This window comes from Streptomyces sp. NPDC053079 (genome assembly GCF_044546695.1).
In the GTDB taxonomy this organism is placed as follows: Bacteria; Actinomycetota; Actinomycetes; order Streptomycetales; family Streptomycetaceae; genus Streptomyces.
The window spans coordinates 1,412,898-1,429,682 of the sequence record NZ_JBITZJ010000001.1 but is presented as its reverse complement, the minus strand read 5'-3'; the positions used below and the strand labels follow the sequence as shown (position 1 = coordinate 1,429,682).

Genomic DNA, 16,785 nt, shown 5'->3' with positions numbered 1-16,785 from the left:
AGCTGGCCACCTTCGCGGGGAACCCCGACGCGCCCCGGGGACTACCCAACGCGCGTCCACCTCGCGTGGGGCGCTTCCTTCCGAAGCGGAGGAGGAGTGCCGACCTCGAGGGATCAGTGACCAGGCCGGCCGACTCCGGCGCGGAAGGCGACCAGACGTCTCCAGCCCGCCCCTCCCAGGAGTTGGAAGGGCGTGCGGGTGAAGTACGACTCATAGGCGGCGGAACGTGGATCAGCCATGACCGGAGGCTATCGGGGCGCTCTTGCCCGCACCGCGGGCCCCTGGCGAGCGGCACGCGAAACGAACCGCTGCGGACACGACGCCCCCAACGCTCACACCAGCCGATCCCAGGTGAAAGCCGGCCTCCCGGCCCGCCGGGGCGGCCTCGTCGGCGGCCATGGACTTGTCGAATATCGATATGCTCCTCTACCCTCGGGCATATCGAAAGTCGATAAGTAAGGGATGCGATGAACACGCGACTGACGAGGACCCTGGCCTCAGTGACCTTTGCGCTGGCAGTGCTCTGCGGGCTCGCCTTCATCGGCACGGGGTTCACTCACATGCTCGACGACGGGGCGGTCTGCGTGCAGACGGACTTCTGGCGCAATGCCTCGCTGGCGCCGGAGAACCTGCCGGTCGGCATGGACGTGGAGGCATCCAGCAGCGCCACGCGCCTCTGCCAGGACGGTCCCTCCGTGGGGCAGCGCGCCGCCGACCTCGGGGGCGAACTGCCCTGGCTGCTGTTCGGCTCCCTCGCGCTGCTGCTCTTCTCCCGACTGCTGAAGGCCGTCCTGCTGCAGGGCCCGTTCACCGACACGGTGGCACGACGGCTCTCCGTTCTCGGCTGGTTCGTCGCCGTGGGCACGCCGCTGACCGGCCTGATCGTCGGTTGGTCGCAGTCCTGGCTCGTCGGAAGCATGGCGCCGGTCGTGGGTTCCGGTCCGACGGTCTCCGGGCCGCAGGTGCTCGTCCTCGCCGGCCTCGCCGCAGTGATCATGGGGAAGATCATGCGCGAGGGCGTGCGGATGCGAGAGGACCTCGAAGGGACCATCTGATGGCCGAAGAGGAACTCCACGCGATCCGGATCCACCTCGACCGGCTCCTCGCCGAGCGCGGCATGACGCTCACCGAGCTGTCCGCGCAGGTGGGCATCACCGTCGTCAATCTGTCCGTGCTCAAGAACGGGCGGGCCAAGGCCATCCGCTTCTCGACCCTGTCGAGGATCTGCGACGTCCTCCGGTGTCAGCCGGGAGACCTGATCACCCACGAGCCCGCCGAGCCGGGCTAGGCCGTTGCTGCGGAAGTGGGCTGCCGCGTCCGGGCGCGGCATTGCCCGAGGGGTCATCCCCCGGCACGTGCGTCAGTCAGGGGGGCGTGGCGTTCAGGACCGCGCCAAGGAGACCGGGGAAGCGGGTCTCGAGGTCGTCGCGGCGCAGTTCCACCACCTTGTAGCGGCCCTGTTTCCGCTCCCGGGTGATGCCCGACTCCCGCAGCACGCGCCAGTGGAAGGTGGCGGTCGCCTTGGTGATGGCGAGGGGGAGGCTGCCGCAGATGCGCGCGTCGGGGGAGGCCGCGAGCTCGCGCACGATCCCGAGCCGGACGGGGTGGCCGAGGGCCGCCAGGACGTCCTCGATCTGGAGCTGGTCGCGCTGCATCGCCACCGCCTTCGCCGACGCGGGCCACCGCGTGTCCCTGCTGGATGTCGGTCCCCGGGTCGAAGGGTTCGCGGGCGAGCTCGGCGGCATCGCCGCCGTCGGCTCCCTGACGGCCCCCGACGACCTCGTCCGCCTGGTCGACACCACCATCGAGCAGTACGGCCGCATCGATGCCGTCGTCAACGGCGCCGGTCACGCCAGGAACGACGCACTGCTCGAGGTCACCGGCCAGGACTGGCACGACGGCCTGGACATGCTGCTGCTCTCCGTGGTCCGCATGGCCCGGCTGGTCACCCCGCACGTGCTCGCGGCGGGCAAGGGACGCTCAGGTATGGATCTCGGTTGTCCCGCATATCGAGGTCTACGATCGGCGCCATGCCCCGTGGCACGACAGCTCGTTCGCCCGTGAGATGGTTACTGTCATGACTGTTGGCGCGCCGGGCAGCGAGGTTCTACTCGAGACGAGTCGGCTGCTGCTCAGACCTTGGCGGGTAGACGAGGCTGTCGTCCAGCGTGAACTGTGGACCGAACGTGATCCACGAGTGCCGCCGCACCGCCGAATCGACGCGGACGGACACCCCACGGTCGCGGAGCTCAAGGATTCGATCCGCACCAACAAGGTATGGTCGACCGGGTTGCTGGCGGTCGAACGGAAGGCGCCTCGTGACGTCATCGGCTATTGCGGGCTGGTCGACAGTGGGCGAGGATCGGTAGGGGAACCGGAACTGGCATTCGAGCTGCTACGCCGAATTTGGCGTCAGGGATACGCGACCGAGGCCTCGTTGGCGGTTCTGGAATGGGCGCGATCGTCTGGGTACGAACGTCTGTGGGCCACCGTCTGGGACTGGAACACTGCTTCTCGCAGAGTGCTGGCCAAGGTCGGGTTCACCGAGACCGATCGGAAGGAAGTGGACGCGGTACACGGGACCACCTTGTTCACCACGAGACGGCTCTGACACACCCGACGTTCGACCTTGCGGACGGATCCGTGCAGTGCCGCCTGGCGACAGGTATCCCCATTCGCGTCGGCAGGCAGAAGCGGATGCGGCAGGTCACCAGCTCGCCGGCGAGGCGGATCGTGACGTCACCGAAGTCGACCTCCGCCTCGTGACCAGGCTGGTGGGTCTGCGGGACGAACGCCTCAAGCGGGGCCTTGCCCGACTCGACCAGGATCTCGGGCTTCCCGCCCTTCCCCGACGTGGGGCGGCCCACAGCCGCCCCACGTCGGCACGCGCCCGGGGAACGAGAGGGCGGCTAGACCCAGGCCGCGGCCAGGGGCCCGCCCTTCCACGCCTGTGCCGCGGCACGGATCACCACTTCGTAGTCGTTCTCCTGGAGCATGACGCACAGGCCGTAGGCGATGCCCCATGTCACCCCGAGGCTCGCCGGCCGGCTCTCGCCGTAGTGCCGGCCCAGGGCCTGGCCGAGGTAGACGGTGGGGATGTCGCGAAGCCCTGGGTCGCGGACCCATTCGTCGAGGGCCTCTACCGCGCATTCCAGGAAGCAGTCGTAGTCCTCGTCACCGATCAGCCGTCTCAGGAGTCTGAGCTGCGCGTGGGCGGCGACGGCCTGGGGAGGCCAGGTGTCGCGTCGCCCGAAGCTACGCTCGAAGGTCTCGCAGAGCGCCGTACCGTATGCCGGGTCGTCCAGAGTCTGAGCCATGACTCCTCGCTATCGCGAAAATCGCCCGACCGCAGACAGGCGCGCGGGACGGAAAGCCGCCCGGGCGACACCGGACAGATCGCACGACAACCCGGACATCGGCCCGGAGTTGCCGGCTCGAGCACCCCGGCCCCCGATGCGCGCTAGAACTGCGCCAGCGCGGCGAGCACGGCCCGCGCCGCGGCCTCACCCTCCTCGTACGCGTGGGCCCGCGCCTCGAGGATGGCGTCGCCGAGCTCTTGTACGGCCTCACGCGTGCGGCCCGTGGCGGCGAGAGCCTCGCCATAGAGGGTGCGCAGCACCACGCGACGGGGTGCGGCGAGCGGGGGTGCGGCCAGGGCCAGGCCGCGGGCGGCGTGGTCGACTGCCTCATCGGCGGCGCCGACGGTCAGGAGGTACCGCGTGAGGTGCTGGTGGGCGAGGGTGACCGTTTCGGTGACGCCGGACCGCTCGGCCAGGGTGAGGGCATGGGCCAGCAGGCTCCGGGATCGTTCCCGTTCGCCGCACCGCATCAGGGCGACCGCGAGGTTCATGCGGGCGATCGCTTCTCCGACCGTGTCCCCGGCCCGGGCGGCGAGTCCGGGCGCGTGTTCCAGCTGTACGAGGGCTTCGCCGGCTCTGCCCTCCTCGGCCAGGACCCAGCCCAGCAGTGCCCGGGCCCGGGCCTGGGCTCCGAGGTCGTCGTCGAGCTCGGCCGAGGCCAGCCCCGTCTCGAGCAGCGGCACCCAGCCGTCGCGGACCTGCCACACGATCAGGGGCCACTGCAGGAGGACCAGACGCCAGGCGCGGTCGTGGGCTCCCGCCGCGACGGCGGCATCGACCGCGCCGCGCAGGGTGTCCCGTTCGGTGGAGTACCAGACGAGGGCGTCCCTGCGGCCGGTGAACGTCCGTATGCCGGCTGAGCGCCGGGCCCCGGGTGGGAGGACGCAGCACGGTTCGCTGCCGGGTTCCGCGGCGGCGCAGGCCGCGAGGAGGGTGTGCAGCCAGTGGTCGATGAGCCGTAGCAGCACCTCCGGGTCGTGCTCCGGGGACAGGCTGCGGGCGTAGAGCCGCACGAGGTCGTGCAGCGTGTAGTGTTGGGGGCCCGCCTCCACGAGCAGTTGGGCGGCGGCCAGCTGGTCGAGGGCGGCGGCCGCCCGGTCGGGTGCGCAGCCGGCGAGTGCGGCGGCCGTGCAGGTGTCGAGGGTGGCTCCGGTGTGCGGCCCGAGCCGGTGGAACATGTGCCGGGCCGGTTCGGGCAGGTGTTGCACGGTGAGGGCGAGGGCGGCGGCGACGCCGGTGTCGCCGATGTTCAGCAGGTCCAGCCTGCTCTGTTCGACGGCGAGTTCACCGGCGAAGGCGGCCAGGCCGACGTGCGGGCGGGTGGCGAGGCGGGCGGCCGCGACCCGCAGGGCCAGGGGCAGGCCGTCGCACAGGCCGGCGAGTCGCGCGGCGCCTTCCGGATCGGCCGCGACCAGGTCGGGTCCCAGAACGGCGGCGAGCAGTGTGGTGGAGTGCGCGGTGGGGAGTTCGGCGAGCGGGACGGGGCGGGCGGCGTCCGAGGCCACGAGCGCGCCGAGCCGGTCGCGGCTGGTGACGAGGGTGACGCAGTTCTCCCCGTCGGGCAGCAGGGGCCGGACCTGCTCGGAGTCGCGGGCGTTGTCCAGGACTACGAGCAGTCTGCGTCCGGAGGTCAGTTCGCGGTAGAGGGCTCCGATGGCCTCGGGGGAAGCGGGCATCCGCTCGGTCGGGACGCCAAGGGCGAGCAGGAACTGGCGGAGTACCGCGGTGGTGTTGCTGGCCGGCAGAGGGCTGTAGCCGTGGAGGTCGGCGAAGAGGCGGCCGTCCGGGAAGTCGGCGCGGTGGCAGTGTGCCCAGTGCACGGCGAAGGCGGTCTTCCCGACCCCGGCGCTGCCCGTGATCACGACGATGGGATCGGGTGCGGCGGCCACGGCCCGGTCGAGTGCCGCCAGTTCGCTCTCGCGTCCTGTGAAGGCCCGGGGCCGGCGGGGCAGCAACTGGGGTTCGGCCGTGAGGGGGCGTCCTGCGGCGGGCGTCGCCGCCGCCTCCGGCGCCCGGGGCTCGGCGGGCCCAGGCGGGGTCGGTGTCGGCCCGGACGGAGTCAGCGGTCCCGCCGCCAGGGCCGGTGAGGGCTGGGGGCCGTCGGCTCTCAGGAGGGTGGTGTGGGCGTCGGCGAGCACCGCTGTGGGGTCCACGCCGAGCTGGTCGGCGAGCAGCCGTCGGGTGCGGTGGAACAACTCCAGTGCGTCCGATCGTCGGCCCGCGCGGCCCAGGGCCAGCATCAGCGCGGCGATGAGCGGTTCCCGTAAGGGGTTCGCGACGGCTTCGGCGCGCAGGACGGCCGCGGCTGCTCCGTGCTCACCGAGCCGCCCGTGGGCAGCGGCCAGTTCCTCCACGGCGGTCAGCCGCAGCTCGTCCAGCCCTTGGGCGGCGTTCTCCAGCAGCCGGTTGGGGACGGTCCCGTCGAGCGCGGGTCCCTGCCACAAGGCGAGTGCCCGGCGGAGCATCGGCACGGCCTCGGCGGGTTCACGCTCTTCGCGGGCGAGACGGAGCAGCTCCTCGAAGCGGTGGGCGTCCACCCGCGCCTCGGGCAGGCGGAGCACGTAGGACTGCCCCTGGGTGAGGAGTTCGACGCCGTGGTCCGGTGCCCCGTGTTCCGCGAACAGCGCGCGAACGCGGGAGACGTGGCCCTGGACGACGGTCCGGGAGCGCCGGGGCGGATCCTCGTCCCACAGCGCCTCGGTCAGCCGCTCGACGGTGACGGGCGTGTTGGGGTGCAGGAGGAGCATGGCCAGCATGCTGCGACGCTTGGCGGGCCCGAGCTGGAGCGGGCTGCCGCGGTCCGTCACCACGGCGACCGTCCCCAGCACGCGGAACTCCATGCGGGCTCTCCCTGTTCGTCCGTCCGACGTATGACCGCTCGCCATTCGTCGGTTCAAGACCTCTGGTCGAGCCTATGCCGATCCCTTACGGATCATGAGTAAGGTCCCGGCCATTCGGGACCTGTCCTGCCCGTGACGTGCGGAACTCTCCTGCGGGCGGCCGCTGTCGAACCCTCATCGGCAGCGCTGCAACGGAGGCGGAGGAGGCGTGCCCGTGCCCTCCAGGCGTTCGCCCGGAGAGCACGGTGTTGTCGTTCCGTCCCGTTCTTCAAGGGCGGTAGTACAGGTGCCACTGGTAGTCGTACTGGTTGGGGTGCCTCTCCTCGCGCTTGCAGCGGTACTCACGCCACTTGTGGTCCTGCTTGCCCTTCTCGCCTGCCTTCTTGCAGGCCTCCTCGTCGTCGTACCAGGCTCCCGGCTTCCAGTCCGCCTTCGCCTCCTCGCTCACGCTGCTCGTCGGGGTCGGGGACTCCTCCGACGGAGCCGCGACAGCCGCCCCCGCCGTGCCGGCGAACAGCAGTCCCGCGGTGACCACCGCCGCCGCCGGGGCGAGGCGGAAGTTCCTCGATTTCACGGGGTTACCCTCTCTCGTTTTGGCCTTTGCACTGATGGTGGGCTCGGAACGGTGCCGTCGGTAGCCGGTGCGCCGGGCGTGTGGGAGTGGGGTTCTCCGCCTTTCCCGCGCGGGCGGGTTCGAACCTCACGCGGCGTGTGGCGGCATGAGGGGACCCGAAAATGCAGGTGCGGTTGGGCCGGTTCACGTCCGTATACTTGCGCGAACTCACGAGGGACGGGAGGTGGAGAAAGTGAAGCTTGCTGAGGCGCTGGCAGAACGTGCCGAGGCGACGCGCCGCGTGGAGCAGTTGCGAGCGCGCGTCGTCAGTAATGCGCGGTATCAGGAAGGTGAGACGCCCGCCGAGGACGCGGCTCATTTGCTGGCCGAGGCCGGTGAGGTGCTGTGCACTCTGGAGTCGCTGATCCGGCGGATCAACCGCACCAATGCCGCAGTGGACATGGGCCAGGACGGCACGCTCACCGACGCGCTCGCGCGCCGGGACGTGCTGCGGCTGCGTCACTCGGTGGTCACCGCGGCGGCGGACGCGGCAGCGGGTACGGGCGAGCGGGGATACGGTCGGCAGCTTCGATCCGAGCTGATGGTGCTCTCCGCGCTTCCGGTCGCGGAACTGCGCAGTCAAGCGGATGTGCTCGCACGGGAGATACGTGAGATCGACGTGCGCATTCAGCGCACGAACTGGGAGGTCGATCTGCTGGACTGAGCAGTCCGGCAGAGATGAATCCAGCCGAGATGAAGATGTGGAGCAGGTAGCCGATTCGGAGGCGTGCACACACCGAGGGCCGGCGGTTTTTCCAGCCCATTCCTGGTGCGTGAAGAGCAACGCGGGGGTTCGATTCCCCATCAACAGTGCAGCTCAGCATCGCGTACAGGTAACAGTGCACATCGCACAGCACATCACCGCGTGCAGATCCGGAACGGCGAGGGCGGGTTCGGGGCTCTCCACATCACAGCGGGCATCGCAGGCCCGCGGCACCCTTGCGCCCGGACACAGGCATGTAGTGCCCTGTGTCCCATGGGGAAGAGGAGCACTGCTGCACTCATCGTCGCTCTGGTGGCGGGATCCGTCGTGACGGGCGCCCCGGGTCCACCTGCACAAGCCGAGGCATCCGGCACCGGCAGTCCGCCGCCGGCCGGTTCGCCCCGGGCGCTGGGCTTCGACCTCGATACGGTGACGATCCCGGAGCTGCAGCGTCGCATGGCGGATGGCTCGTTGAGCTCGTCGGCGCTGACCAGCGCGTATCTGCGGCGGATCGAGGCCGTCAACCCCCGGATCCACGCGGTCCTGCGCACCGACCCGACGGCCCTGCGTCAGGCGGTCGCCAGTGATGTCAGGCACCGGCGCGGCGAGACGCGTGGGCCGCTGGACGGCATCCCCGTCCTGCTGAAGGACAACGTGAACACCCGCGACTTGCCGACCACGGCCGGGTCGCTGGCGCTGGCCGGGCGCCCGCCGGAGACCGACGCCGCCCTGGTGACCCGGTTGCGGGACGCAGGGGCGGTGATCCTGGGCAAGACGAACCTGTCCGAGTGGGCGAACTTCCGTGCGGAGAAGCCGACGTCGGGGTGGTCGGCGGTGGGCGGGCAGACGAACAATCCGTTCGTCCTGGACCGCAATCCGTGCGGGTCGTCCTCCGGCTCGGCCGCCGCGCTCGCCGCGTCGTTGTCGCAGGTGGCGATCGGTACCGAGACGGACGGCTCCATCGTGTGCCCGGCCGGCATGAACGGGGTGGTCGGCCACAAGCCCAGCCTCGGGCTCGTCAGTGGAGCCGGTGTGGTGCCGATCTCCGCCGAGCAGGACACCGCGGGGCCCATGGCCCGCAACGTGACCGACGCCGCGCTCACCCTCTCGGTGCTCAGCGGTGGCAGGACCGCGGGCCTCGACGGCTCCCCCGGTCTCATGGACCGGCCGGCACACCGCGACGGTCTGCGCGGTCGCCGGATCGGCCTGTGGCGCCTGCCCTCGCTCGGGCCGCAAGTGGACGCCCTGATGACCCGTACGGCGGAGCGGCTGCGCGCCGCGGGTGCCGAGGTCGTCGAGGTCACTCCCCCGTATCAGGAGCGGCTGGCCGAGCTCGAGTTCCCGGCGCTGCTGAGTGAGTTCCACCGGGACATCGACGCCTATCTCGCGACCCGCCGCGGGCCTCGCGACCTCGCCGGGCTGATCGAGTTCAACCGTGCCCACCCGGCGGAGCGAACCTGCTTCGCCGGCCAGGAGCTGTTCGAGCGGGCCCTCACCGCGCCTCCCACCACCAGCCCGGAGTACCGGGCGATGCGCGCCGAGCTGAAGGACCTGTCACGGCGTTCCATCGACGAGACCATGGCCGCCCACCGCCTGGACGCCATCGCCTCGCCGACCAATCCTCCCGCCTGGACGACCGACTGTGCGCGGGGCGACAACGACGTGATCCCCTCCTCCACCCCGGCGGCCGTGGCCGGCTACCCGTCGTTGTCCGTGCCCGCCGGTTTCGTGAACCAGCTGCCGGTCGGCCTGCTCCTCATTGCCGGTGACCACCAGGACGGCCGACTGCTGTCGCTGGGGGCCTCGGTGGAGCACCGGCTGAGCGCCTGGCGCGCGCCGCGCTACCTGCCGACGGTGGGGCCGGGTCAGTGACGGTGCGACGTCGGGAGCACTTCACTCGACGCGTCACGCCGGAGACCCGCGGACGGTCGCGCCGGAGACCCGCGGACGAGCGTTTTCCGTCGACAGGCTGGGTAGCTTCTGGCCGTGTATCAGCCGGTTCGTAGCGTTTCGGGGGAGATGGTGTTTCGGTGAGCGAAGAGAAGGCTCTGGGTGTCGGCCCGTCGGGCATCGAGGTGGTCTACGAGCGTTTCGGTGACCCGGGGGCGCCGCCCGTGCTGCTGATGATGGGCGGCGGAGCTCAGATGATCCACTGGCCGGAAGGGTTCTGTGCCGAGCTGGTCGGCCGCGGTGTGCAGGTGATCCGGTTCGACAACCGCGACAGCGGCCGTTCGACGCATTGCCACGAGGCGCCGGTGCCCGATCTGCAGGCGGCGCTGGCCGGCGACTTCTCGTCGGCGTCCTACACGCTGTCGGACATGGCCGCCGACACGGTCGGCCTGCTCGACGTGCTCGGGCTTGACAGTGCCCACATGGTCGGCGCCTCCCTGGGCGGGATGATCGCCCAGACGATCGCGATCGAGCATCCCGGCCGGACCCGGTCGCTCACGTCGATGATGTCCTCCACCGGTGACCGCGGTGTGGGCCAGGCCGACCTGGCGAAGCTGGCCGGGCTGGGGGCGCAGCCGGAGGACCGTCAGAGCTACGTCGACTGGTACGTACGGGCCATCCGGGTCATCGGATCCCCCGGGTTCGCATTCGACGAGGCCACGGTGGCCGAACGTGCCGGACGTGCCTACGACCGGGGCCACGACCCCCTGAGCATCATGCGCCAGGGCGTCGCGGTCCTGGCCTCCGGAGACCGCACGGAACGGCTGCGGTCGCTGAAGGTCCCCACTCTGGTGATCCACGGAGCCGACGACGTCATGTGTGACGTCAGTGGCGGTCGGGCCACCGCCGCTGCCGTCCCCGACTCCGAACTGGTGATCATCGACGGCATGGGGCACAACATTCCTCGCGAGCTGTGGCCCAGGATCGCCTCGCTGATCACCGACCTCGTCCACCGCATCGAAGGGACCTCGCTCGACGACTGAGGCCGTGCGCCCGGGCCTGCCCCGTCAGCGCAGGTGGCGGAGGAAGACGTCGCGGACGCGGTTGGTGTCGTGGGGCACGAGGTTGCCCGCCCGGCTGCTGAAGACCGCGATGCGGCCCGCGGCGTCGACGGAGACGTCGTCCGAGGAGTCGTCGGCCTGCGCGCCGTCGTGAGCGAGGTTGATCCGCTCGGTTCGGCCGGTGCGCAGGTCGCGTGCGAACAGGTCCAATTCCTGGTTGGTGTCGCCGGCCACCAGGTTGGAGGCGGCCGAAGCGAAGAACGCACGCCTGCCGTCGGCGCTCATGACCGCGCCGCTGGAGGAGGGGCCGTTGGCCTGCGTACCGTCCGGCGCGAGGCTCAACCGCTGGGTGGTGCCGTTGTGCAGGTCCACGGCGAAGGTGTCCGCAAGGTCGTTCGTGTCGCCGCGCACGACTTTGGCCGAGTTGGAGGAGAAGAAAACGTGGCGGCCGTCAGGGCTCACCCCGGCCCGGCTGAGGACCTCCACGGCCGCCCCCTCGTACGTCCGGGCCGCCGCCTGGATGCTCCGGGTGCGCATGTCGTACGCGTAGAGCCCGTAGTTGCGCGGGCGCTGGGGATTGGCCCAGTCGATGGGCCCGAGGCCGATGCTCTGGAACACCACGCGGCTGCCGTCCGCGCTGATCACGGGCCGGTAGGAGGGGCCCGTGGACTGCGAGCCGTCGGGACGGACGCTGATGCGCTCGGTGGTGCCCGAGCGGCGGTCGTGCACGAACACGTCCTCGACGTCGTTGGTGTCGTACGGGACGAGGTCCCGGCGTGAGGAGTCGAAGGCGACGTAGCGGCCGTCGGCGCTGATGGACGGGGCGGAGCTGCTCGCGGGCTCCTGCTTGCGGTTCTCGGTGAGGATCTCGGTCCGTCCCGTCCACCGGTCACGGACGTAGACGTCGGGTCCGAGGGTGTTGTGCCGGCCCGGGGCCAGGTTCGTGGCCCGTGAGGCGAAGGCGACGTACCGCCCGTCGCCGTTGATCGAGTTGCCGTAGGACTCGCCGTCGGCCGGCGTGCCGTCGCTCGCCGCGTCGACGAGGTCGATCGCCCCGGTCCGGATGTCCTTGACGTAGAGGTGGTACCTGCCGTCGCGGACCCCGGGCACCAGATTCGTCGCCCGTGAGGTGAAGGCGAGGTGGCGGCCGCCCGCGCTGACGACGGGCGCGTCGGAATCCCCGTCGGCCTGGCTGCCGTCGGCGGCGGTGCTCACCCGCTCGATGTGCGGGAGGTGCCCGGCCGCTTCCGCGGCCGCGGGTAAGACCGTGGCGCAGGCGCCCAGGAGCGCCGTGACCACGGCGGCCTGTCTGAAGTAACGCATCATGTCCCCCTGTGGACTCGCACACATGCGCCCGACCGGCGCCGGTGCAGCCAACCCCGCTCGGATGCGGCGGTCAATGGACCGGAGGGCGTGATCCGTCATGGATACGGCGATTGCGGCAGGGGGCGTCTGTGACGTTGAGCGATAGATGGTCGGCAGTCTTCGCTTCCCCGCACATCAGGCGGCCGTGTGGATCCGTGGTTGGCCCGTTTGTGGCGGGATGGTTGGCCGCTCAGCATTCGGGTCCTCTCCGGCCACCACGGGGCCCGGAGGCAGGGCACGGTTCGTGGGCTCCTGACCCCAGTGGGGGTCAGCTGTCTGTGAGCGTTTCGCCGTGGCGGAGCCAGGGGCGGGCGAGGGTGATCAGGGCGAGGGCGGCGAGGGCGACGGCGATGAGCATGATGAGGGCCATGGGGGTGGAGCTGGTTTCGCCGAACAGGCCGACGAGGGGGGAGGCGAGGGCGCCGAAGAGGAATTGCAGGCCGCCGAGGAGGGCGGAGGCGGCTCCGGGGGCCGTGCGGCCGAGGGCCTGGCCGAGGGTGGTGGCGGCGGGGAAGATCAGTCCGACGCCGAGGAGGGTGACGAAGAGACTGGCCCAGGTGCCGGCGAGGGTTTCACCGGCTGTGCCGAGGATGGCCAGCTGGCCGGTCACTCCGAGGCCGCATACAGCGACGCCCGTGGTCAGCATGGTGTTGAGGCTGATCTTCCGAGAGAGCCTGCTGAAGGCGAAGCCCGCGATCAGCATGCCGACGGCGTTGGTGGCGAAGATCAGGGAGTAGGCCGTGGACGAGACGCCGTGCAGGTGCTCGAAGATGAAGCTGGACCCGCTGATGTAGGCGAACAGTGCGGCCGAGGTGAGGCCGAGGACGAGTACGTAGCCCATAAACGCGCGCTGGCGGCACAGGCCGCCCATGGCGCGGAACGTGTTTGCCAGCCCCTGTGACTGCCGGTTCTGCGGGGGCAGGGTCTCGGGGACCTTGGCCAGCACCGCCACGGTGAGCAGGGCGCCGGCCAGGGCGAGGGCGACGAAGATGCCGCGCCAGGCGGTCACGCCGAGGATGGCGCCGCCGAGGACGGGGGCTGCCACGGGGGCGATGCCCAGGACCTGGGCGAGCAGGGCGAAGTAGCGGGGGACCTCGGGGCCGTCGAAGCGGTCGGTGAGGACAGCGCGGGCAAGGACCATGCCGGTGGCGGCCGCGACGCCTTGGAACAGGCGCAGGATCAGGAGCGTCTGACGTTGCAGGAGCTGGATTTCCTGGTGCCGCTGCGTTACGAGGGGGAGCCGGTGATCGCGCGCCGGCTCGCCGAGGACCTGGGGCTGACCCAGGCGGCGGTGAGCAAGGCGCTGGCGAAGCTGGAGCGGCGGGGGCTGATCGAGCGCACGCCCAATCCGGCCGACCGGCGCGCCTCGCTGGTGACCATCACCGAGGAAGGCAAGCGCCTGATGGACTCGCTGTTTCCCCGGCGCCTGGCGGTGGAGGCCGAGATGTTCCAGGCGCTGGGCGGGACCCGCGCCGAGGTGCTCGAGGCGCTGGAGCGTCTCGCCGAGGTGATGGGCGACCACGTCGAGAAGACGGCCGGCGACCGTCGGCGCTGACGGGCCGCCCGCGCGCTCACCACGCGGTGCGGGGCTGCCTGCCGGCTGCGCGTGCAGCCGGCAGGCAGCGATGTTCGGATGCTCAGCTGAAGAGCGCCTCGGTGTTGGTGCGCAGGGCCTTGGCGAGGCCGTCCTCGCCTAGGGCGGTGGTGGCCGCTTGGAGGCGTTCGGCCCAGTTGAGGACTTCCGGCAGCGGGGTGAAGGGCCAGTCGCTGCCGTAGTGGAGACGGGTCGGGTCGGCGACGTTCAGCAGGGCCGGCAGCATCTCGGGCAGGGGCATGCCCGCCAGGTCGAAGTGGAGCGTGCGCAGGGCGCTGCGCAGCGGCTGCTTGTGTTCCTTGCCGGCCGTGCGCGCGCCGATGACGTCGACGCGCGAGGCGACGGCGGGCAGGACGGCACCGGCGTGCGGGACGATCACGCGGAGACCCGGGTGACGCTCCAGCACACCGGAGAGCACCATGTCGGTCACCGTCCGCGTGGTGTCGAAGAGGAACTCCAGCATGGGCCGCGGATACGGCAGGGCCGGGGCGTGCCCGGTGCAGGGGGCGGCAGGGCTGGTGGGGTGCAGGAACAGCACGGCGTTGCGGCGGCCGAGTTCGGCGTAGACCGGCTCCAGTTGCTCGTTGCCCAGGTAGAGGCCGTCGAAGTTGGTCTCGAAGACCACGCCGTCGGCGCCGAGCTCGTCGAAGGCGTACGTGATCTCCGTCAGGGCTCCGTCGATGTCGGGCAGCGGCGTCGAGGCGAAGAACCCGAACCGGCCCGGGTGGGCTCGCGCGAGCCGCGCGGCCTCCTCGTTGACCCGCCGGGCCAGGGCGCGGGCCGCGGCCGCGTCGCCGAAGTGGACTCCGGGGGACGAGATCGACAGATACGCCTTGGCGATCTCGGCCTCGTCGAGCATGCGAAGGGCGGAGGTCTCGTCCCAGTCGGGGATGCCCCAGATGCCGTCGGGGCGGGAGTGCCCGTTGTCGATCAGTGCCTGGCGGTAGAAGTCGGGCAGGAAGTGGTGATGGACATCGATCTTCGTCACGTCACGCCCCCTCGCTCTCGACGACGACCCGGCCGCTTCGGATCACCTGGTGGACGCGGCCGATGGCGGTGATGTCCTGGGCCGGGTTGCCGGAGACGATCAGCAGGTCGGCGAGCTTGCCCGCCTCGACCGTGCCCAGGCGGTCGGCGATGCCGAGCAGCTCGGCATTGGCCTTTGTCGCCATGGACAGGGCCGCGGGGGCCGGGATGCCCTGGTCGTGGACCATCATCACCAGCTCGTCGCGCAGCTTCCAGCCGTGCAGCCCCGGGGAGTGCGCGTCCGAGCCCACCCCGAGCCGTACGCCCGCCTCGTAGGCGCGGCGGACCAGGTGGTTGCCGTAGCGCAGGGTGCGGGCGTCCCCGTTGGGGGCCGCCTCGAACTGGTGCGCCACCATCGTGGGTACGAGGTAGGTGCTGCGGTCCGCCATGAGGGCGAACAGCTCCTCGGCGGCCGCCTCGTCCTGCGGTTCCTCCGCACGCAGCACCAGGTGCTCGATGTCGTCGACACCCCGCTCGACCGCATCCCTGGCGTCCTCGACGGTCTCGGTGTGGGCGGCGACCCGCAGGCCGTAGGCGTGAGCGGCACCGGCGATGGCCTCGGTGAGGTGCCAGGGCATCTTCAGCTCGGGACGGGCCGGGCCGAAGATCGCGTTGTTCGAGATGATGATCTTGACGAGGTCGACGCCCGCGGCGGCGAGCTCGTCGACCATCCGGGCGGCTTCCTCGGCCGTCTTCGGCATGCGGGCGCCTTCCCGTACGGCCGCCGGGTCGCTGCCCCAGACGGTGGCGTTGGGGTGCCCGCCCTCGACCTGGAAGCTCGGCCCGCTGGTCACGATGCGGGCCCCAGTCAGCGTGCCGTTCTCGATGCCGTCGCGTAGGGCGATGCTGTCGTGGAGGAAGTCGCCCAGGCTGCGCTGGGTGGTGACCCCGTAGCGCAAGGCCCCCTCGCGGGCGGCGGCGTAGTCGTCGGTGACGGCCCGGCCGCCGAACGGCGGCGTACTGCCAAACCCCAAGCCGCCCAGGTGCACATGGGCGTCGATCAGCCCCGGAAGGACCGCCTTGCCCTCCAGGTCGACCACCGTCGCCCGGGGAGGGACCGGTATGTCGGTCCCGGCGGCGGCGATCCGGCTGCCGGAGATGACGACGGTCGCGCCGTCGATCACGGGCCCGCCGGTGCCGTCGATGAGGAGAGCGTTGGTGAGCGCGATGCTCGGTTCGTGCTGGTTCATGTCATCGAGTCTTCTGCCGCACACGACATAAAGGAAATCAATGATCCATATGGGTTTATCAGTCCAGCTGATAGCGTCGGGGGGGTGGCCCGTCCTGATCTCAACCTGCTCATCGCCCTCCAGGCCCTGCTCGAAGAGCGGCACGTCAGCCGCGCGGCCGAGCGGATCGGGGTCAGCCAGCCGGCGGCCAGCGCCATGCTCGCGCGCCTGCGCCGACACTTCGGCGACGACCTGCTCGTACGCGAGGGCAACCGCTACCGGCTCACCCCGCTCGGACAGCAGCTGCAGGAACAGACCGGCGGCGTCCTGCAGCTGTCCGACCGGCTCTTCGCCACCAAATCCCACTTCGAACCCGCCACCACCGAGCGAGAGTTCACCCTCCACGTCTCCGACTACGCCATGGCCGTCCTCGGCCCCCGGCTCCTGACCGCCTTCCAGGAGCGGGCACCGCACGCCCGGCTGCGATTCCGCCAGTTCGGCACCCCCGAAGCCATGCACGACGAAGCCGGCGCCTCCGCGGTGGACGGGCTGATCGCACCCCGGGACAGCGGCGTGAGCGGACTGCCGAGCCTGGCGCTCTTCTCCGACGAATGGGTCCTCATCGCCGACCAGCACCACCCCCTCACCCGCGCCACACCCGGTGCGAACGACATCGGTGAACTTCGATGGGTCCTGGGGCAGTTCGAGCCGCGCGACTCCCGCTTCATGCTGCACCGCCTCGCCGAAAGCGGCCTCCAGCTCCAACCCGAAGCCGTCACCGACAGCTTCCTGGCCCTGCCCCTGTACGTGGCCGGCACCGACCGCGTCGCCGTCATCCAGCGACGCCTGACCAGGGCCGTACCCCTCCCACCGACCCTGCGCGTGCTCCCCTGCCCCTTCGACGCGGGACCGATCAACGAGGCCCTGTGGTGGCACCCCGTCCACACCCACGACACCGGCCACCGCTGGTTCCGCACCCTCACCCACGACACCGCCCGCCGGCTCGAGGCGGAAGAGCCCCTCGTCTGCAAAGCCGTCACCTGAAGACCCCCGTCGGGCGCCGCGCGGGGGGGGGGGGCGGGGGGCGGGCGGGGGGGGGGGGGGGCCGCGGGGGGGGGGGGGCCCGGGGGGATGAAGGGGGGGGGGGGGCGGGCGCCGAAGGCGC

General features: G+C 71.1%; 18 protein-coding genes. 9 read left to right on the top strand and 9 right to left on the bottom strand.

Annotated elements, in window-relative coordinates; genetic code table 11:
• Window positions 1-113: 113 nt before the first annotated feature.
• The gene (locus ACIGXW_RS05990; protein ID WP_399570258.1) at window positions 114-239 is read right to left on the bottom strand and encodes a hypothetical protein; all 126 of its coding nucleotides are present in this window, start codon (window positions 237-239) and stop codon (window positions 114-116) included.
• A gap of 261 nt (window positions 240-500) precedes the next feature.
• Between ACIGXW_RS05990 and ACIGXW_RS05985 the strand changes: the two genes are divergently transcribed.
• Together ACIGXW_RS05985 and ACIGXW_RS05980 are read left to right on the top strand one after the other, a co-directional pair.
• Entirely contained in the window at window positions 501-1,055 is a 555-nt protein-coding gene (locus tag ACIGXW_RS05985; protein ID WP_399570256.1) for a DUF2975 domain-containing protein, read from the top strand.
• Window positions 1,055-1,288, top strand: coding sequence for a helix-turn-helix transcriptional regulator (locus ACIGXW_RS05980; RefSeq protein ID WP_071967236.1), 234 nt, complete (start codon window positions 1,055-1,057; stop codon window positions 1,286-1,288). Before ACIGXW_RS05985 ends, ACIGXW_RS05980 begins: the two co-directional genes overlap by 1 nt.
• Before the next feature lie 76 nt (window positions 1,289-1,364).
• On the opposite strand, the gene ACIGXW_RS05975 is transcribed toward ACIGXW_RS05980, so the two are convergent.
• Window positions 1,365-1,655: an ArsR/SmtB family transcription factor gene (locus ACIGXW_RS05975; RefSeq protein ID WP_399570254.1), complete on the bottom strand. Its 291-nt coding sequence runs from the start codon at window positions 1,653-1,655 to the stop codon at window positions 1,365-1,367.
• Window positions 1,656-1,686: 31 nt separating this feature from the next.
• Between ACIGXW_RS05975 and ACIGXW_RS05970 the strand changes: the two genes are divergently transcribed.
• On the top strand, window positions 1,687-2,064 hold the full coding sequence (locus ACIGXW_RS05970) for an SDR family NAD(P)-dependent oxidoreductase (protein WP_399570252.1): 378 nt from the start codon (window positions 1,687-1,689) through the stop codon (window positions 2,062-2,064).
• Between the two features lie 13 nt (window positions 2,065-2,077).
• Window positions 2,078-2,611, top strand: coding sequence for a GNAT family N-acetyltransferase (locus ACIGXW_RS05965; protein WP_399570249.1), 534 nt, complete (start codon window positions 2,078-2,080; stop codon window positions 2,609-2,611).
• A 298-nt stretch (window positions 2,612-2,909) separates the two neighbouring features.
• Here ACIGXW_RS05965 and ACIGXW_RS05960 read toward each other — a convergent pair whose 3' ends face one another.
• From ACIGXW_RS05960 to ACIGXW_RS05950, 3 genes are all read right to left on the bottom strand, one after another.
• Window positions 2,910-3,317, bottom strand: a complete 408-nt coding sequence (locus ACIGXW_RS05960) for a hypothetical protein (protein ID WP_071967233.1) — start codon at window positions 3,315-3,317, stop codon at window positions 2,910-2,912.
• Between the two features lie 143 nt (window positions 3,318-3,460).
• Window positions 3,461-6,199, bottom strand: coding sequence for a BTAD domain-containing putative transcriptional regulator (locus tag ACIGXW_RS05955; RefSeq protein ID WP_399570246.1), 2,739 nt, complete (start codon window positions 6,197-6,199; stop codon window positions 3,461-3,463).
• 268 nt (window positions 6,200-6,467) lie between these two features.
• A complete protein-coding gene (locus ACIGXW_RS05950) occupies window positions 6,468-6,773 on the bottom strand; it encodes a hypothetical protein (protein WP_399570243.1) in 306 nt (101 codons plus the stop codon).
• A 232-nt stretch (window positions 6,774-7,005) separates the two neighbouring features.
• Between ACIGXW_RS05950 and ACIGXW_RS05945 the strand changes: the two genes are divergently transcribed.
• The 3 genes from ACIGXW_RS05945 to ACIGXW_RS05935 all read left to right on the top strand — a co-directional run bounded on the left by ACIGXW_RS05945 (window position 7,006) and on the right by ACIGXW_RS05935 (window position 10,448).
• A complete protein-coding gene (locus tag ACIGXW_RS05945) occupies window positions 7,006-7,476 on the top strand; it encodes a DIP1984 family protein (RefSeq protein WP_071967230.1) in 471 nt (156 codons plus the stop codon).
• 312 nt (window positions 7,477-7,788) lie between these two features.
• On the top strand, window positions 7,789-9,387 hold the full coding sequence (locus ACIGXW_RS05940; protein ID WP_399570241.1) for an amidase family protein: 1,599 nt from the start codon (window positions 7,789-7,791) through the stop codon (window positions 9,385-9,387).
• Between the two features lie 158 nt (window positions 9,388-9,545).
• On the top strand, window positions 9,546-10,448 hold the full coding sequence (locus ACIGXW_RS05935; protein ID WP_399570238.1) for an alpha/beta fold hydrolase: 903 nt from the start codon (window positions 9,546-9,548) through the stop codon (window positions 10,446-10,448).
• Window positions 10,449-10,472: 24 nt separating this feature from the next.
• On the opposite strand, the gene ACIGXW_RS05930 is transcribed toward ACIGXW_RS05935, so the two are convergent.
• Window positions 10,473-11,789: a hypothetical protein gene (locus ACIGXW_RS05930; RefSeq protein WP_399570236.1), complete on the bottom strand. Its 1,317-nt coding sequence runs from the start codon at window positions 11,787-11,789 to the stop codon at window positions 10,473-10,475.
• Window positions 11,790-12,099: 310 nt separating this feature from the next.
• The gene (locus ACIGXW_RS05925) at window positions 12,100-12,972 is read right to left on the bottom strand and encodes an MFS transporter (protein WP_399570233.1); all 873 of its coding nucleotides are present in this window, start codon (window positions 12,970-12,972) and stop codon (window positions 12,100-12,102) included.
• A gap of 21 nt (window positions 12,973-12,993) precedes the next feature.
• Between ACIGXW_RS05925 and ACIGXW_RS05920 the strand changes: the two genes are divergently transcribed.
• On the top strand, window positions 12,994-13,386 hold the full coding sequence (locus ACIGXW_RS05920) for a MarR family winged helix-turn-helix transcriptional regulator (protein WP_399570231.1): 393 nt from the start codon (window positions 12,994-12,996) through the stop codon (window positions 13,384-13,386).
• An 82-nt stretch (window positions 13,387-13,468) separates the two neighbouring features.
• Here ACIGXW_RS05920 and ACIGXW_RS05915 read toward each other — a convergent pair whose 3' ends face one another.
• Entirely contained in the window at window positions 13,469-14,413 is a 945-nt protein-coding gene (locus tag ACIGXW_RS05915) for an amidohydrolase family protein (RefSeq protein ID WP_399570229.1), read from the bottom strand.
• A gap of 1 nt (window position 14,414) precedes the next feature.
• Window positions 14,415-15,641, bottom strand: a complete 1,227-nt coding sequence (locus ACIGXW_RS05910) for an amidohydrolase family protein (RefSeq protein WP_399570227.1) — start codon at window positions 15,639-15,641, stop codon at window positions 14,415-14,417.
• Between the two features lie 84 nt (window positions 15,642-15,725).
• Here ACIGXW_RS05910 and ACIGXW_RS05905 point away from each other — a divergent pair, with 84 nt between their 5' ends.
• Window positions 15,726-16,664 carry a LysR family transcriptional regulator gene (locus ACIGXW_RS05905; protein WP_399570225.1) on the top strand — a complete coding sequence of 313 codons (939 nt, stop codon included), beginning with the start codon at window positions 15,726-15,728 and terminating at the stop codon, window positions 16,662-16,664.
• Window positions 16,665-16,785 lie beyond the last annotated feature (121 nt).